The 17,144-nt window shown below is 68.0% G+C and carries 13 protein-coding genes; 8 read left to right on the forward strand and 5 right to left on the reverse strand.

The window, feature by feature from the left end; all coding sequences use genetic code 11:
* Nucleotides 1–165: 165 nt before the first annotated feature.
* The 3 genes from AC1DXI_RS06065 to AC1DXI_RS06075 form a co-directional block, all read right to left on the reverse strand.
* Nucleotides 166–1,734, reverse strand: a complete 1,569-nt coding sequence (locus tag AC1DXI_RS06065) for an ABC transporter substrate-binding protein (RefSeq protein ID WP_476937854.1) — start codon at nt 1,732–1,734, stop codon at nt 166–168.
* A gap of 171 nt (nt 1,735–1,905) precedes the next feature.
* Nucleotides 1,906–3,969: a murein biosynthesis integral membrane protein MurJ gene (gene murJ / locus AC1DXI_RS06070; RefSeq protein ID WP_476937915.1), complete on the reverse strand. Its 2,064-nt coding sequence runs from the start codon at nt 3,967–3,969 to the stop codon at nt 1,906–1,908.
* A 62-nt stretch (nt 3,970–4,031) separates the two neighbouring features.
* Entirely contained in the window at nt 4,032–4,580 is a 549-nt protein-coding gene (locus tag AC1DXI_RS06075; RefSeq protein ID WP_476937855.1) for an NUDIX hydrolase, read from the reverse strand.
* 171 nt (nt 4,581–4,751) lie between these two features.
* Between AC1DXI_RS06075 and AC1DXI_RS06080 the strand changes: the two genes are divergently transcribed.
* The 5 genes from AC1DXI_RS06080 (at nt 4,752) to AC1DXI_RS06100 (ending at nt 10,864) form a co-directional block, all read left to right on the forward strand.
* A complete protein-coding gene (locus tag AC1DXI_RS06080; protein ID WP_018775307.1) occupies nt 4,752–6,230 on the forward strand; it encodes a CCA tRNA nucleotidyltransferase in 1,479 nt (492 codons plus the stop codon).
* Entirely contained in the window at nt 6,231–6,815 is a 585-nt protein-coding gene (locus AC1DXI_RS06085) for a histidine phosphatase family protein (protein ID WP_018775308.1), read from the forward strand. It abuts the gene before it with no gap.
* A gap of 758 nt (nt 6,816–7,573) precedes the next feature.
* A complete protein-coding gene (locus AC1DXI_RS06090) occupies nt 7,574–7,708 on the forward strand; it encodes a hypothetical protein (protein WP_275450888.1) in 135 nt (44 codons plus the stop codon).
* Between the two features lie 232 nt (nt 7,709–7,940).
* Nucleotides 7,941–9,419 (forward strand): glycosyltransferase family 87 protein, encoded by a 1,479-nt coding sequence (locus AC1DXI_RS06095; protein WP_476937856.1) that lies wholly within the window; start codon nt 7,941–7,943, stop codon nt 9,417–9,419.
* Complete coding sequence (locus AC1DXI_RS06100; RefSeq protein ID WP_476937857.1) at nt 9,416–10,864, forward strand: phytoene desaturase family protein; 1,449 nt, start codon at nt 9,416–9,418, stop codon at nt 10,862–10,864. Before AC1DXI_RS06095 ends, AC1DXI_RS06100 begins: the two co-directional genes overlap by 4 nt.
* On the opposite strand, the gene AC1DXI_RS06105 is transcribed toward AC1DXI_RS06100, so the two are convergent.
* Together AC1DXI_RS06105 and AC1DXI_RS06110 are read right to left on the reverse strand one after the other, a co-directional pair.
* A complete protein-coding gene (locus tag AC1DXI_RS06105; RefSeq protein ID WP_476937858.1) occupies nt 10,861–11,589 on the reverse strand; it encodes an ABC transporter ATP-binding protein in 729 nt (242 codons plus the stop codon). The two genes, AC1DXI_RS06100 and AC1DXI_RS06105, sit on opposite strands and share 4 nt — an antisense overlap.
* 41 nt (nt 11,590–11,630) lie before the next feature.
* Entirely contained in the window at nt 11,631–12,740 is a 1,110-nt protein-coding gene (locus AC1DXI_RS06110; RefSeq protein ID WP_476937859.1) for an ABC transporter permease, read from the reverse strand.
* A 187-nt stretch (nt 12,741–12,927) separates the two neighbouring features.
* Between AC1DXI_RS06110 and AC1DXI_RS06115 the strand changes: the two genes are divergently transcribed.
* From AC1DXI_RS06115 to AC1DXI_RS06125, 3 genes are all read left to right on the forward strand, one after another.
* Nucleotides 12,928–14,355, forward strand: coding sequence for a sensor histidine kinase (locus AC1DXI_RS06115; protein ID WP_476937860.1), 1,428 nt, complete (start codon nt 12,928–12,930; stop codon nt 14,353–14,355).
* Nucleotides 14,352–15,008: a response regulator gene (locus AC1DXI_RS06120; RefSeq protein WP_476937861.1), complete on the forward strand. Its 657-nt coding sequence runs from the start codon at nt 14,352–14,354 to the stop codon at nt 15,006–15,008. Before AC1DXI_RS06115 ends, AC1DXI_RS06120 begins: the two co-directional genes overlap by 4 nt.
* 76 nt (nt 15,009–15,084) lie before the next feature.
* Nucleotides 15,085–17,118: a penicillin-binding transpeptidase domain-containing protein gene (locus AC1DXI_RS06125; RefSeq protein ID WP_476937862.1), complete on the forward strand. Its 2,034-nt coding sequence runs from the start codon at nt 15,085–15,087 to the stop codon at nt 17,116–17,118.
* Nucleotides 17,119–17,144: the final 26 nt, after the last annotated feature.

Below are 17,144 nucleotides of genomic sequence, written 5' to 3' on the forward strand. Positions count from 1 at the left end.
AAGGGTACCGGGTTGCCGCGGCCGGAGTCGGAGACTGCCCCGGATTACAGGGCCGTCGGCGCGCAGGGCCGCCGCTGCACGGCCGCATCCTTACAGCGCATCCTTACACCGCAGCCTTCGAGCGCAGCGGCAGCTTTACAGCGCAGAGGAGCCAGGGCAGATCCGCTACTGGACCTTGATTTCGGCCAAGCGCAGGCCGTACCCATAGCGGGTCTTGGGAGCGGCCAGCTTCGGAAGCTTCTTGATGGACACGATCACGTATTGCGCCGTGACGGGTTCAGACAGCGGCATGGTCAGGTCCGGTGACGTAAAGCTGTTGCTGCCAATCTGCTTAGCACCGTCCAGGGTCGGGCTGTCATTGGTGAAGACGCTGATGTTGCCACCGGAGGCCCCCAGCTGGCTCAGGGTGACGGAGGAGACCTTGGAAGGGTCCTTCAGCTTGACCACGAGCGGAACTTCGGAGGCGAGACCTCCCCAGTCGTCCGTGGCGAACTCCATGTCGGACCAGAAGCTCGCGCCGTTCCCGTCAAAAGTCTTTGCGAGGTCGGAATCGTAATTCCCGGCGAAATCGAAGTTGCCGAGCCGCGTCACGTCCTCGATGACGGGCGGACCGGCCGCCGGCGCTTCGGTGGCGGTCGACGACGGTTGCGCGGTGGACGGTTCCGGCGCGCTGGACGAGGCGGAGGTTGCGGCGTTGGTCTGCGGGCTGCTCTTGAAGAGGCTGCCAAGGTTGGTGACCGCGAAGATCAGGCCCACCACCAGCACAGCAGCCAGGAGCCCGCCCACCAGCCAGCGCATGGAGCGCGGCTCCCGGTTGGGCGCGTCTTCGTCTTCGTACTCGTACTCGTCTTCATCCTGGTCGACGGCGGCACGGGCGGAGGCGGGGAAGTTGCCCGGAGCCCGATCCGCGGAGTCGAAGCCGGCACCGGCCACTCCGGCGGCTGCGGCTGCGCCGCGGTCGTGCTCGCCGCCGCGCTGATCATCACCGGTGTGGTCGTCGTCGGACCACAAGGAAACTTTGGGTGCCGCGGCGGTTGCCGGCTGCTGCGCGGCCGGTTCGGCCTGGCGGGGTGGGGCGCTGTTCTGGACGGGCTGCGGCGCCGTCGAATGCGCCGCGGTCTCCTGCGGCGCGGTTGTGGGGGCTTTGGGGGCCCTGGCGGCCGCCGCKGCCGCCCCGGCTGCTGCCGCGACGCCKGCCGCGGCAGCAGGAGCCGACGCGGGCCGCGACGGTACTCCGGCGGGGGGTACCGCCGGGGAAACCGGCGGCTGGCCGGCTGTGCCCTGGGCCTGGCCATAGTTGATGTACCCGGCGTCGACTTCCTCGTCGTCGTAAAGCCCGTCGTAGGTTTCGGGTTCGTGGGAGCGGGCCTGCCCAAAGATCTCGCTGCCGAGAGTGTCTGTGAAGAAGGGTTCGACGTACGGCGGGTTGGAAGACACCACAAGATCCAGGAGGTCCGCCGCGGAGGTGTGGTTGGTGATCAGGTATGTGGTGGCATCGCTGACGCCAAGATCCAGGATCTGCACGTTGCCGGGCCGTTCGCCCGTGGCCACTTCGCGGGCGCTCTGGGCCACCTGGTCGGCGTTGCCCGGGCCTGCGACGAGGATGCTCACGGGACGGTTAAGCACCTGGTCCACACCGTCCAGCACCAGATCCTGGTCATGTGAGGTCAGTACGGTGGCAGTGACCTTGTAGCGGCCACCGAGTACTGATCCGACATCGATCGGGTGGGACACGGGCTCCTCCTAGACTGTCCGGGACCTGCCGACGTGGTCGCTCCGAGAGCGACCGTGTGCCCTCCGGTAAGCCGGTTGACCGCTGGTCCGCAACTTCCCTTGTTAGTCTTCGATCCTAGCCGATGCTCTGTCCGGGCCGCGTGAGCACGGCAGTTAGAAACGGGGCCGGGCTCATTTTTTCTTTTTCCCGCCGAACGGGAAGTAGGGGTTGTGGCCGGCCGGGCCCTGGTAGGTGCGGCGGCCCGGCAGGGGAACATCGCCCTTGCCCAAGCCGCCCTGCGCGGTGCTGGGGAGGTCTTCGGCCGGCAGGTAGCCGCCGTCCGGGCCCGCCGGACGGCCGTACGGGAACGAATCCTCTTCCCGGATGTCGGGACCTGCACGGAAGGACTCGGCGTCGAACTCGCCGGAGATTCGCGGAATCAGGCCCGTGTCCACCGAGACGGTGGCCCGCTCCGGTGCCCTTCGCACCTCTGCCGCGCCGCCTGCCTGCGGCTCAGTGCCCGGCTCTGCGGCGGCCCGGCGCCGGAGCCGCCCAAGCAGCGGCTGCAGGAGGTCCTGCAGTTCGGTGACCCGGAAGAGCTTCAGCAGCAGGAAGTAGGCGGCCAGCATGACGGGACCGACGACGACGATTGTCACCAGAGCAGCGATCCGGTCGCTCCAGGCGTAGCCGTCCGGGTTGTAGCTGCCCAGCAGCCACAACGCCACGGCTCCGGCGAGGGCGGACCCCAGGGCCGCGTACCCCATGCGGATGTAGGAGCTGGCGATGCGGGGCCCGTCGAGGTGGCCCAGGAGCCGGCGCAGGAAGGTCGCGCTGACGATCACGGAGAGGATATTGCCGGCCGTGTAGAGGATCGCGATGGCGAAGATGATCTGATCGAACGGCAGGAACTGGATCGCGAACGCGGCCGCCAGGTTCACCAGAGCCAGGACCAGCTGGATGAAGAACGGCGTCCGGGCGTCCTCATTGGCGTAGAACACCCGCGACATCATGAAGTTGGCGCTCATGAACGGGGTGCTGAGGGCCAGGATCGTGAGGGTTTGGGCCAGCATGACACCGTCCTGGCGCTGCCCGCCGGAGAAGAACATGCCCAGCGGTCCGGCCAGTGCGAAGAGCGCCAGCGCGCCGAAGACGGTTGCCACGGCCATGGTCCGCAGCCCGTGGGAGAGCGCGTTGCGCAGGGCAGCCCGGTCTCCGTCCTGGGACGCCCGGGTCATCCGGTTAAACAGCACGGTGGCCAGGGACAGGGCAATGATGGAGTGTGGCAGCAGGTACAGCTGGCTGGCCACCTCCAGCACCGCGTTGCCCGGGATGCTGGTCGCCGCGGGGTCCCCCGCTTGCTGAAGGCGGAGCCGTTCCGCGCCCGGGATCGTCGCGATGCGCATGACGTAAAGGAACGCGAACTGCCCGACGGCGGCAGTCGCCAGGGTCCAGACGCTCAGCTTCGCTGCATGGCCCAGCCCGACCCCGCGCCAGCCGAAGCGCGGCCGCAGCCCCAGCCGGAGCCTGAACACGGGAATGAGCAGCACGGCGGTCTGGGCGACGACGCCGATGGTGGAGAACCCGGCGACGAGGATGGTCTGGAACGAGCCCCAGTTGTCGATCGTGTGCGGGTTGGCGGCATTGGCCCCCATGATGCCGATGAACATGCCCAGCCCGGCGATCGCCACGACGTTGTTGATGATCGGCGCCCACATCGCGGGCCCAAAGGCCCCGTGGGCGTTGAGGACCTGGGTCAGCAGGGCGTACAGGCCGTAGAAGAAGATCTGCGGAAGGCACCAGAACGCGAACGACACCGCGAGGGCCTTCTGCTGCGGCGAATAACCCTGGGTGGTCAGTTGAATGACCGACGGCGCCAGCAGGGTGACCAGCAGGGTGAGCACCAGCAGCACCAGCACCGCCAGCGTCAGCAGCCGGCTGATGTAATCCGCTCCCTTGTCCGGCGCTTTGCTTGCCTTGATGATCTGCGGCACCAGAACGGCATTGAACACCCCGCCCGCCACGAGCAGGAAAATGAGGTTGGGAAGGTTGTTGGCGTTGATGAAAGTGTCGTTGACCGTCGAGCCCAGGCCCAGGGCGGCGGCCAGCATCCAGGTCTTGGCGAAGCCAAGGAACCGCGAAACGAGGGTTCCGGCAGCCATGATGGCGCTGGAACGGGCTTCTCCGGATTGGGCCGCTTTGGAATCGGCGGGGCCGGAGGGTACGGGGGCGGGTTTGGCTGATGACATCGTCTTCATCGTCTCACCCGCGCGGGGCATTAGTCGCTTTCCAAGGACGTGACCGGCAGCACCGGCGGCCTTCAGCGGTCTTCCGGGAGGACTTCCCTGGCCAGATCCGCGATCCGGCGTTCATTGGGGAAGGACAGCTTGCGCGCCAGCTCCTGGATCGGAACCCACGCGACGTCCACGGCTTCCTTGTCCGGATCGTTTTCGATGGTGAGTTCCCCGCCGGTGGCCCGCAACAAATAGTGGTGCACGGTCTTGTGGACGCGGTGCCCGCTCACGGTGAACCAGTAGTCGATGCTTCCCAGCGGTGCCAGGATCTTGCCTTCAATCCCGGTTTCCTCGGCGATCTCGCGGACCGCGGCTTCCTCGTTGCTTTCCTTGCCTTCCGGGTGGCCCTTCGGCAGGCACCACTCGAGACGTCCGCCGCGGTTCAGGCGCGCGATGATCGCTACCCGCAGGTCGGCGTCGGACATGTCCACCACGACGCCGCCGGCAGAGATTTCCTCCACGGTGGGCAGGGAGGCGTGGCCCGTGTGCTGGACAGGCGCGACATTGGCACCTATTGCCGACGGCAACGGTGCGTTTGTCCTCCTGCCGGGAGCGCTCGGTACGGGATGGGCCATGAGGTCCACTCTAACGACTCTTGCCCGCTGTTGATGACCTAAACATGGCCGGAAAGTGGACGGCCGGGAAAGTTGGGCCGCGCCGGTTCGTGCGCGATCGTGACGAACCCGCCGGATCCTTGAGGGTTCCAGTGTGGTGCTGGCGCGGTTTTCTGACAAGCTTAAGTAACTATGGCGCACGCACATCACAAGACTGACTCCCACACCGTTTCTTTCCAGGTGGATCCGGTGGTTCTGGAGCTCGGGCAGCGCTTCGTCGACGCCGGCCACGAGCTGTCCCTGGTGGGCGGGCCCGTCCGTGACCTTTTTCTTGGCCGGGTCTCGCCCGACCTGGACTTCACTACTGACGCCACTCCGGACCAGACGGTTGCCCTGATCAAGAGATGGGCGGACAACTACTGGGAGATCGGGCGCGCCTTCGGCACCATCGGGATGCGCAAGGACGACTTCCAGATCGAAATCACCACCTACCGGGCCGACGCCTACGATCCGGAGTCCCGCAAGCCGGTAGTGGCCTTCGGAACATCCCTGACGGATGACCTGTTGCGGCGGGACTTCACGATCAACGCCATGGCCCTGCGACTGCCCATGCTGGAGCTCGTCGATCCCTTCGGCGGCGTCCGCGACCTGCACGCCTCAATCCTCAACACGCCGGGGCCGCCGGAAACGTCCTTCTCCGACGACCCCCTGCGCATGATGCGCGCCGCGAGGTTCGCGGCCCAACTGGGCGTGTCGCTGCACGCCGAGGTCCGCGAGGCCATGGTCCGGATGGCGGAACGGATCAGCATCATCTCGGCCGAACGCGTGCGCGATGAACTGATCAAGCTCATCTGCGCCGCGCAGCCGCGGGCCGGCGTGGACCTCCTGGTCGATACCGGACTCGCGGACCTGGTCCTGCCGGAAGTCTCGGCCCTGCGCCTGGAATCCGATGAACACCACCGCCACAAGGACGTCTACCAGCACTCGCTGCAGGTCCTGGAGCAGGCAGCGGCGCTGGAGTCGAAGGCGGACGGCCCGGTTCCCGGCCCGGACTTTGTGTTGCGGTTCGCGGCCCTGATGCACGACGTCGGCAAGCCGGCCACGCGCCGCTTTGAACCGGGCGGCGCAGTGAGCTTCCGCCACCACGACATGGTGGGCGCCAAGCTGACCGCCAAGCGGATGAAGGCGCTGCGCTTCGACAACGACACCATCAAGGCCGTGGCCAGGCTTGTGGAGCTGCACATGCGCTTCTACGGCTACGGTGAGGCCGGCTGGAGCGATTCCGCGGTCCGCCGCTACATCACCGACGCCGGGCCCCTCCTGGAGCGCCTGCACCGGCTCACCCGCTCCGACGTCACCACCCGGAACCAGCGCAAGGCGGACCGGCTGTCCTTCGCCTACGACGACCTCGAGGACAGGATTGCGGCGCTGCGGGAGCAGGAATCCCTCGACGCCGTCCGCCCCGACCTGGACGGTGGCCAGATCATGGCGCTGCTTGGTCTCAAGCCCGGTCCCGTGGTGGGCCGCGCCTATAAATTCCTGCTGGAAGAACGCATGGAGCACGGCCCGCTCGATCCCGCCGTCGCCGAATCCCGCTTGCGGGACTGGTGGGCGGCACAGCCCGAGGCGGCGCCCGCCGGCGCCGAACTTTCCACCACTGAGGAGTCCTAAGTGATTGCACCATCCAACGGCCCCCGCCCCCAACTGTGGATCCTGCGGCACGGTGAAACAGAGTGGTCGAAGAGCGGGCAATACACCGGGCTCACGGACATGCCCCTCACGGTGGAAGGCGAGCAGCAGGCCGTAGAGGCGCGCAGGGTGCTCGAGACTGTCGACTTCGACCTCGTGCTGACCTCACCCCTGCGCCGCGCCCGGCGGACCGCCGAACTCGCCGGCTACCCCGACGCCCAGCTGGAGCCGCTCGCGGTGGAATGGGACTACGGCGACTACGAGGGCATCAGCTCGGACCTCATCCGCAAGGACAACCCCGAATACCTGATCTGGACGCACGGCGTGCCCAACGGTGAAGCACTCGACGACGTCGCCGCCCGGGCGGACAAGATTGTGGCCCGGGTGCTCGAATCGGGCCTGGACAATGTGCTGATCGTCGCGCACGGGCATTTCTCCCGCATCCTGACGGCCCGGTGGCTCGGACTGGACCCCCACGAGGGTCGGCATTTCGTGTTGGGGACTGCCAAAGTCTGCACGCTGGGATGGGATAAGAAGACGCCGGCAATCGTGCGCTGGGGACTCTAAAACCGGTTTTTAAAACAAAGTCGAAAAAAGTTTATGAATTCGGTAGGCAACTGCCGCATTCGTAGTGTATTTTTATTTCTGACCCCAGGGCGACTTGCCGGGGTCACGGCGCGCGTCGCCCGGCCAGTCAGCCGGAGCCACGGCAGAACAGAAAAGGAGGTTGGGAAAATGATGATTACTTTGACTAGCGGATGGATGTACTCCACCACCGCCAACCCGGCCTCGTTCGCTGTGCCGCGCCCAAATGTCGGACTGACTGTTTCCTGACCGCTTTCCCGTCCCAGGTAATGCATCCTGGGGACGTCGGCAGCTGGCTTCCTCAACGGAAAGCTTAGAGACGGCAGCCTGAACAGGCGGAACCACGCGGTTGCGCAGACTCCCCATAGTTCGGAACCCAGCTTCTAGTTGGGGCTTCGGCGCCACCGCGTCCAGGGGCCATTCTCCATCGAATAACTTCTTCCTATCCGGAATTACGGCTTAATTAAAGCCCGTGGATTTCTCGGCTAATTGTCGTGCCCGGAAAAAGGCTATTCGAATTCAATTCGGCTACGGCTCTATCTGTCGCGCCCAAAAATGCGCCCGCCCGTTTTCATCCGGCCATTCCTGCTGCCTAGTGTTTGACCCGGTGTGCCCGGCCGGCCGCGATCCCCCACCAACGAAAGGTCCTCGTGACCACCGCAACCACCGCTCCAACCCACCGCACAGCCCCACCCGCCACAAAGGCGCATCGGTCAAGTCCCCGAAGGGAGGTAAGAACCATGATGAACAAGCTTTATACGGTCCTGTTCCGAAAGCTGGCACGCAGGGAGTCAACCCGCTTCAACGGCCAACTCCTGGACCAAAGGCGGGACGACACGTTCCTCGCCATGCATCAGGCCGGCCTGATTCGCTGAATCCCTGATCTGCTGACTACCGGACACTTCCATTTCCGGCAGGACTGTCCGCAGCGAAGGAGGACCTGATGCCTGACCTTGGAACCGATCCCTGGGAGCCCGTGCGACGCCGCACGGGCTCCCCCTTTTAAAGCCGCCCGTTACGACACGCCGGTGGGGCGGCCGGCGATACGACGTGCCAGCGAAGGGCGCGGCGCGGCATGGGGCAATGGCCCCCGGTAAGCTCAAGGTCATGCAGGAGACAAAGCCGCCGGAGCGCAAACGGGTCCGATTGGTCATCCCGAGCCGCAGCGACCCTTTTCTCCGAAACTTCACGGAACTGGTAGGCGGTCCTTTGGGCCGCCGCTCGGCGCCCGGGATCGTTTCGCCGGGGTTCTTTACGGTGGAACGCGTTCTGGTGATCCTCACGGTCGTCGCCGCCCTGGCCGGGATTCTGCTCAAGAACTTCTGCCGCACCAACGGCTGGGAAACCCCCGGGCAGTTCTACGCCACGTGCTACTCGGACTTCCCGGAGCTGTTCCGCAACCGCGGCCTCGGTGATGGCGCCTTCCCCTTCATCACCCAGGGAAGTCTCTTCGAGTACCCCGTGCTGATGGGGTTCATCGCGGGTGCCACCGCACTTCTTGTGCCCGGCGCCGGCACCGACGATCCCCGCGTCCTTGGCTACTTCGACGTCAACGCCACCCTGATCGCCGCCGTCTGGATCATCACGGTGCTGGCCACGGCACGGACGAACCGCCGGCGGTCCTGGGACGGGGCGATGGTTGCCCTCGCCCCCGGCATTGTCCTGGCGGGCGTCATCAACTGGGACATGTGGGCCGTGTGCATGCTGGCTCTTGGCATGTACTTCTTTTCGCGGAACAAGCTCGTCCTCGCCGGAATCTTCATCGGCCTGGGCACGGCCACCAAGCTCTACCCGCTGTTGATCCTCGGCGCCGTCCTGCTGCTGGCGCTCCGGAGCGGACGCATCCGGGCGCTCTTTATCACGGCCGGTGCCGCAACCGCGGCCTGGCTGGCGGTCAACGTCCCGGTAGCCGCGACTAACCCGGACGGCTGGAAGTACTTCTACCAGTTCACACAGGAGCGGCCGGCGGGCTACAGCTCGCCCTGGTTCGCCTACAACCTGGTGGCCGCCCGGCTGGGCTGGAATCCGCTTGAGGCCGAGGCCATCAACTCCCTGGCACTGGACCTGTTTCTCCTGGCCTGCATCCTGATTGCGGTCCTGGCACTGACAGCACCCCGCCGGCCGCGGATCGCGCAGCTGGCGTTCCTGATCGTTGCCGCATTCATCCTGACCAACAAGGTGTACTCGCCTCAGTTCGTGTTGTGGCTGATCCCCCTGATCGCCCTCGCCCGGCCCCGCTGGCGTGACTTCGTCATCTGGCAGGCCATCGAGGCGCTGCACTGGGGCGCCATCTGGATGTACCTCGGCCAGGCAACCAGCGGCGGCTCGACCCAGCACAACATCGACATGCCCTATTACGTCCTGGCCGTGGTTGCCCACATGCTCGCCACCGCGTACCTGATGGCGCGTGTCGCCTGGGACATCTGGGACCCGTCCTCCGACGTGATCCGCCGCCACCGCATCGATGATCCGCATGGCGGCCCCTTCGACGGTGCCCCGGACTGGCTGAGGATTAATCTCCGCCGGCCTGCGGCGTCCCTGGTGCCGTGGCGGAAGAGTGCCGTGACGGAAGGCCACAGCGCATGACTGACGTCGCCGTCGTCGGTTCCGGCCCCAACGGGCTGGCCGCTGCGGTGACCATGGCGCGGGCCGGACTCAAAGTCCACGTGTTCGAGGCGGCCGGGACGCCCGGCGGCGGGCTGCGCACCGCCGAACTGATGGAACCGGGCCACTTCCACGACGTCTGTTCGGCCGTTCACCCCATGGTTCTGGCCTCACCCTTTTTCCGCCGGTTCGAGCTGTCCAGGCGCGTGCCCCTGGAGGTGCCCGAGCTCTCCTACGGATCCCCGCTCGACGGCGGCCGCGCGGCACTGGCCTACCGTTCCCTGGACCGCACCGTTGCGGAACTCGGGCGGGACGGCGCCGCCTACCGCCGGCTCATGGAGCCCCTCGTGCGGCGGGTGGAGGGCGTCGCGGACCTGACCCTGAACCAGCTGCTGCGGATTCCGGCCGATCCCGTGGCGGCCGCCGCGTTCGGGCGCCGCGCGCTCGAACAAGGCTCGCCGCTGTGGAATGCGAGGTTCAGCCAGGACCTGGCTCCCGCACTGCTGAGCGGCGTCGCCGCGCACGCCGTGGCGCCGCTGCCCTCGATCACCGCCGCCGGCGCCGGGCTGATGCTGGGCGCATTGGGCCATGCCGGCGGCTGGCCGGTTCCGCGCGGCGGATCGGCCGCGATTGCCCGGGCACTGACCGCCGACATCGAAGCCCATGGCGGCGTGGTCGAGACGGGGAGGCGGATCACATCGTTCGCCGAACTGCCGCCGGCCCGGGCCACGCTGCTGGATGTGGCGCCCCCCGCGCTGCTGCACCTGGCAGAGGGCATGCTCCCGGCACGCTACCGGAGCGCCCTGGCGTCCTTCCGCTTCGGGAATGCCTCGTGCAAGGTCGACTTCATCCTCTCCGGACCGGTGCCGTGGGCGGCGGACGGCCTCGCCGACGCCGGGACGGTGCACGTGGGCGGCACCCGAGCGGAAACCGCTGAAGCGGAGCGCCAGGTTGCCTCGGGACGGCACCCGGACCGGCCCTACGTTCTGGTCTCCCAGCCCTCGCGTTTCGATGCCGGCCGCGCGCCGGCCGGCCGGCACATCCTCTGGACCTATTGCCACGTTCCGGCCGGTTCCACCGTGGACATGAGCGATGCGGTCATGGCGCAACTGGAGCGCTTCGCGCCCGGGTTCCGGGATTTGGTGCTGCAGTTCAAGGTGACCACGGCCGCAGGGCTGGCGGCGTACGACGAGAACTACGTCGGTGGGGACTTCGGCGCCGGCCGCATGGACCTTTGGGGCATGCTGCGTCGGCCCGTGCTGAGCCCGGTTCCCTGGCGGACGCCGCTGCCAGGGGTGTACTTGTGCTCGTCATCCACCCCGCCCGGTCCCGGCGTCACCGGGATGCCCGGCTTCCACGCCGCCCGGCATGCCCTCAAGGACATGTTCGGTCTCGGCGTCCCTGACCTCGGGTACCGGTCCCCCTAGCCCCCGCGCGGCGCCGCAGGGGCCCCCGTCGCCGCCATGGCGGACAGCCGTCCGTCGCGCATGCTCGCGACGGCGTCGGTGAGCGGGACGAAATCAGTGTCGTGGGTGACCATGACCGTTGCCACGCTGAACTCGTCGGTGACCCGCCGCAGCAGCCGGATGATCGCTTCGCTGCGCTGGTGGTCAAGGGCCGCGGTCGGCTCGTCCACGAGCAGCACGGAAGGGTCTCCCATGAGTGCCCGGGCAATGTTGACGCGCTGGCGCTGACCGCCGGAGAGCTGGTGGGGCCGCTTCGCCAGCGCGTGCCCGAGACCCACAAGATCCAGCAGACCCGCGGCGCGTTCCCCGGCCGCCCGGGCCGTCCCGCCGCGCAGGCGCTGGGTGATCACGAGCTGCTCCACCGCGGTGAGGGAGGGCAGGAGGTTGGGCTGCTGGAAGATGATGCCGATCTTGTCCCGCCGCAGTGTGGTGCGGCCCGAGTCGGGCAATCCGCCGGCGTCCTCGCCGTCGACCACCACCAGGCCGGCGCTGGGCCGGACGAGGGTGGCGGCGACAGCCAGCAGGGACGACTTACCGGACCCCGAGGGGCCGATCAGGGACACGAATTCGCCTGAGTGCACCTTGAGGCTCACGTCGTCCAGGGCCTTGAGGGTGCCGTCTCCGTCCGGGTACTCCAAGGTGACGTTGACGAGGTTCAGGGCGGTGTTGCTGAGTGTATGGTTCACAAGATATGCCTTTCGGAGAATATATGGGCGGCCGGAATTGTTCAGTTGCCGCCGAGGGCGATGAGCGGATCGACGCGGGCGACGCTGCGGACCGCGAGGGCTGCGCCGGCCAGGCCAAGGAGTACGATTCCGGCGATGGGCAGCAGCGTTGTCCAGGGCGTAAGGAGGAACGGCGCCGCCTGCGACGCGAGGACCCCGCCGGCCACGCCGGCCAGCCCGCCCACCGTTGCGCCGGCCAGCAGGACCAGGGCTGCCTGCGCCATGGCGTCCCGGAGGATGTAGCGCGCGGACCCGCCGAGTGCCTTCAGGACGGCGATGTCCCTTGTGCGCTGGACCGTCCAGACCGTCAGGAAGGCCACAATCACGAGGGCTGAGATGCCGTAGAGGAAGGCCTGCATGAGCAGCAGCGAGCCGTTCTCGCTCTTGTAGGAGCCCAGGGCCTGGAAGGATCCGTCGATCGTGGTGCTGACGGTTCCCGCGGCCGTGTTGGCGGCACCGAGATCCACCTCTGTTCCGGACGTGGAGTCAAACGTCACGGCCAGCACCGTCGCGGCGCCCGCGGATCCCGCGTCTTGGATATGTGCCAGCTTCTGCCAATCGGCCAGCGTGGTCCACACGACTCCGGCGTGTGAATACCACTGCTCCGGCACGACGCCTGTCACAACGAGGTCGGTACCGCCCACCGAGGCATGGCTGCCGATGCTGAGCTCCAGGTCCTCCGCCAGTCCGGCTCCGACAGCGATGGTTCCCTCGGCCAGAGGGGCCGGAGCCAGGCCGGCGCCGGGCTCGGTGCCGAACACCGCAACGCTGGCCGTGCGTGCCGGGATGCCTCCGGCGCCCAAAGCCTGGAAGCGGCTCTGGCTGATCCCTACGGCGTCGGCCCGGGCGACGCCCTCGCGCGCCGTCCATTGACTCTGTTGGGCGCGCGTGACTTCGGATTCGGTAAACGAGGCCTTGGGCACGCTCCCGGCCGGGGCGCCGAAGACCAGCTGGTCGGCCGGGAGGGCGGCGAGGGCCGACGTCGACTGGTTCCCGAGTCCGGCCGTCAGTCCGGAAAGCATGACGAGCAGGAGGGTAATGAGGGCGACGACGGCGCCCATCAGGGCGAACCGTCCCTTGGCAAAGCGGATATCGCGGATGGCGAGATACATGGTGTCCTTTTTTGTGGCGTTTGTGGCGTTGCTTCCAGCCTTCCCTCCGCCGGGCTCCGGGGCATCGGCCGCCCGGTTGGACCGTCGGCACCGTGCGGACGGGCCTGCGATCAACCAAAAGGTTGATTCCGCCGGGGGCGGGCAGTTTCCCGCAGGAGCCCCGCCGCACCGGCACTACGCTGGAAGCATGGAGGGCGACGCCGGCAACACGGTCCACAACGGCACAGGACACAAGGGCGCACCGCACACCGGCGCAGATCACGCCGGCGCTGGGCATGCCGGCGCGCCGGCGCCGGGCACGGAGCCCACCGGGGCGGCCGTCATTCTGCGCGTCCTTCGCGTGAGCCTGCACGTTGGCTTCGCGGTGCTGCTCCTGGTGGCGCTGGTCCGGCTCCTGGCCGGCGGAATCACGGGCCAGGGCTGGATCACCCTGCTGCTGGCCGTGCTGCTCGCCGCCTTCTACCTCGTGGGCACCGTCCTGGAGAAGCGGCACGCCGCCCACCGGACCCGGTTCGATCCGCGGCCCTACTCGGCCTGGTGGCTGGGCGGCGTCAGCCTCCTGTGGGTGCTGCTGATCTGGACCAGCGCCGACTTCGTCTGGCTGGCCTTCCCGCTGTTCTTCCTGCAGTTGCACGTGCTCCCGCGCCGGCTGGCGCTGCCGGCGATCGCACTCAGCACCCTTTTCGTCATTGGGGCGCTCTGGTTCCACAACGGCGGTAGCGCACCCTCGGCGCAGGCAGCTGCGGAGCCGGCCGGCGTGACGCCGCAGCTGCCCATGGTGCTAGGGCCCGCGTTCGGCGCGGCCTTCGCTGTGGTCACGGGGCTGGCCTACCGGGCGCTGTTCCTGGAGGCGGAAAACCAGCGGCTGGCGGCCGAAGAGCTCCGCCGGACCCGTGCCGAACTCGCCCGGACCCAGCACAACGCCGGTACCCTGGCCGAGCGCACCCGGCTGGCCCGCGAAATCCACGACACCCTCGCCCAGGGCCTGTCCAGCATCGTGCTGATGGGGCGCGCGGCCGAGAAGGCCCTGGACGACGGCGAACCCGCCGTGGCACGGGAAAGGCTCCGCGTTGTCCGGGACACGGCCGCCGCCAATCTGGCAGAGGCCCGCAACTTCGTCCGGGCCCTCCAATCCCCCGATCTCGAGGACGGCTCCCTCGTGGCCGGACTCCTCCGGCTGTGTGAAAAGACCGAGGCGGAGACCGCAGCGCGGGGCACCGGGCTGCGCTGCCGCCTCGACGTCGAAGGTGTGCCGGCGGAACTCCCCGCCGCCCACCAGACGGTCCTGCTCCGGGCCGCCCAGGCGAGCCTGGCCAACGTGCAGGCCCATGCGCAGGCGGGCACCGCCGTCGTCACCCTTTCCTTCCTGGGCCCGGACGTGGCCATGGACATTTACGACGACGGCACCGGATTCGACCCCTCGGCCTTGCCGGCCCGTCCGGACGGATCCGGCTACGGGCTGACGTCGCTGCGGGACCGCGTGGCCGCCCTCCATGGCCAGTTGGACATCGAGTCTGCCCCGGGCGAGGGAACCGTGGTGGCCATCCGGCTGCCACTGGGCCAAGCACCCGGTTCCAACGCCGCGCCGGCGCCGGCCAGAGGGGACCGGAAATGAACAACATCCGGGTGTTCTTGGTGGACGACCACCCCGTGGTCCGGGCCGGGCTGCGGGCGATGCTGGGTGATCTGGAAGGCATCACCGTGGTGGCCGAAGCAGCCGACGGCGGCGCCGCCCTGGCCGGGCTGGCCAGGCTCCACACCCTGGGCGAGCCCGCGGACGTGGTGCTCATGGACCTGCAGATGGGCGCGGGCATGGACGGCGTCACCGCCACCGGCCGGATCAAGGCAGGAGAGGCCGGCGAGCCGGCGCCGCCGGTGCTCATCCTCACCACCTATGATTCCGACGCGGACATCCTGGCCGCCGTCGAGTCCGGGGCCAGCGGCTACATGCTTAAAGATGCCCCGCCGGAGCAGATCCGCCAGGCGGTGCTCTCCGCCGCGGCCGGCGGCACCGCGCTGGCCCCCGAGGTCGCGGCCCGGCTGATGGGCCGGATCAGGAATCCGGAGCCCGCCCTGTCCGCCCGCGAGATCCAGCTGCTCGGATTGCTGGCCACCGGGATGGGAAACCGGGCGATCGCGAAGCAGCTGTTCATTTCCGAGGCCACGGTCAAGACGCACCTGGTGCACATCTACGGCAAGCTTGGCGTGGACAACCGCACTGCCGCGATCGCCGTGGCAGCCCAGCGCAGGATCATCCGGCGGCCCTAGGCGTGCCCGGCGCCGGAGTCCGTTCCAGTGTTATGTGACAAGGGACTTGTCGGTGGTCCGGGGCATAATGGGCGCCATGGGGAACTCATCAAGACTTGCACTGGCCCTTGTGGGCCTGGTCCTTGGCGGCTCGCTGGTCGCCTGCAGCGACGGACGTGCCGGCGCCGAAAACGCTGCCAAACAGCTCGCCTCCGCGGTGTCCGCGCTCGACGTCGGATCCGTCGCCTTTGAGGGCAAAGACTCCGGCGCCGCCAACGACCAGCTCAAGGAAATATTCAAAGGGCTCGACCCGGCCCGGCCCGCAGTGGAAAGCGGCCAACTGACGCTGGAGTCCGACAAGGCCACGGTCCCGCTCAACTACAGCTGGAAGATCGGCTCCGAAGAGTGGAAGTACACCACCTTCGCCGAGTTCAAGAAGTCCGGCGACAAGTGGCTGACGGTCTGGAACCCGGCCACCTTGGTCCCCGAACTGGCCGAAGGCGAGCTCGTCAGCTCGGCAACCCATTCCCCGTCGCGTGCCGACATCCTGGGCGCCGGAGGGGTCCCGCTGGTCACGTACCGGCCCGTGGTCAATGTTGGCATCGACAAGCCCACACTCGGTGGCGCAGACCCCGCCGACTCCGCCACCAAGCTTGCCCAACTCGTGGGGGTCGACCCTGCGGCGTACGGCCAGCAGGTCGCGGCGGCCGGACCCGAGGCGTTCGTTGCCGCCATCACTTTGCGCGAAGAAGGGCGGACCATCACCGACGCTCAGATCGGCGAGATTCCCGGCGCCCGTGCCATCCGGGACTCCCTTCCGCTGGCACCAAACCGCACCTTCGCCCGCGCCCTGCTGGGTACGGCCGCGGAGGCGAATGCGGAACAGATCGAGAAATCGAATGGGGCACTCAAGGCCGGGGACACCACGGGCACCGGTGGTCTCCAACAGCAATACGACGCGCAGCTTCGCGGCAGCGACGGGATTCAGGTCCTCGCCGGGAAGGCGGGCCTCACCGACGCCGAAAAGCAGGCTTTGCCCAATGAGGGACGTCGCGTACTTTTCCAGACGGAAATACAAGAAGGCACCCCGCTGAAAACCACCCTGGAACCGAAGCTGCAGCAGCTCGCGGAAGACGTCCTCGGCAAAGTCGGCCCGGCGTCGGCCATTGTGGCGCTCCGGCCCTCCAGTGGCGCCGTCCTGGCGGCCGCCTCCGGGCCGGGCAGCAACGGCTACGACACCGCGATGCTGGGACAGTATGCCCCCGGATCGATCTTCAAGATGGTCGATTCCCTGGCCATGTTCCGCAACGGCATGACGCCCGACTCCAAGGTGGACTGCCCGGCCACCCTGACGGTGGACGGCCGCACCTTCAAGAACGCCGAGGGATACCCTGAGTCCTCCCTGGGCTCCGTGACGCTGCGCGACGCCTTTGCGCACTCCTGCAACACAGCGTTCATCAACGCCCGCGACACCGTCAGCCAGGCACAGCTCGAATCCGCCGCGACCTCGCTGGGCGTGGCAGTTGAAGCACCCGCGCTCGGCGCGGCCGCATTCCTCGGCTCCGTCCCCGGGGATGCCGAAGGAACCGAACATGCCGCCTCCATGATCGGCCAGGGCAAAGTGCTCCTGTCCCCCCTGGCCGCCGCCGTCATGGCCGGCTCGGTGGCCAAGGGATCCCCGGTGGCCGCCCAGCTGGTGTTGAATCCGAACGAGGGCGTCAGTTCCCCGGATGCCGAGGGCGCCGCCCCCACGGGCACGGATACAACCGGCGCTTCGCCGGCTACCCCGCCCTTCGGTGACGCGACGGCAGACACGGCTACGCCGTCCGTCCCAGCACCGGCCGCGGCCGCCGAAAAGCCGGTAACTGCAGCGGAAGCCGCGGCGCTGGCCGACATGATGCGGGCCGTCGTCACCAGCGGGCACGCCGGGTTCCTGGCCTCCGTCCCGGGCGAGCCAGTCGGCGCGAAGACCGGAACGGCCGAATTCGGCAACGACACCCCGCCCAAGACCCACGCCTGGATCGTGGCCGTGCACGGTGACCTCGCCGTCGCCGTGTTCGTCGAGGACGGCGGACTCGGGGCCACCACCTCCGGGCCGCTGCTCAAGGAGTTCCTCACCCGGGCCGGCTGAGCGGACGCTTTCCCGGCCGTGGGAAG

The organism is Arthrobacter sp. P1_H7 (assembly GCF_056405215.1).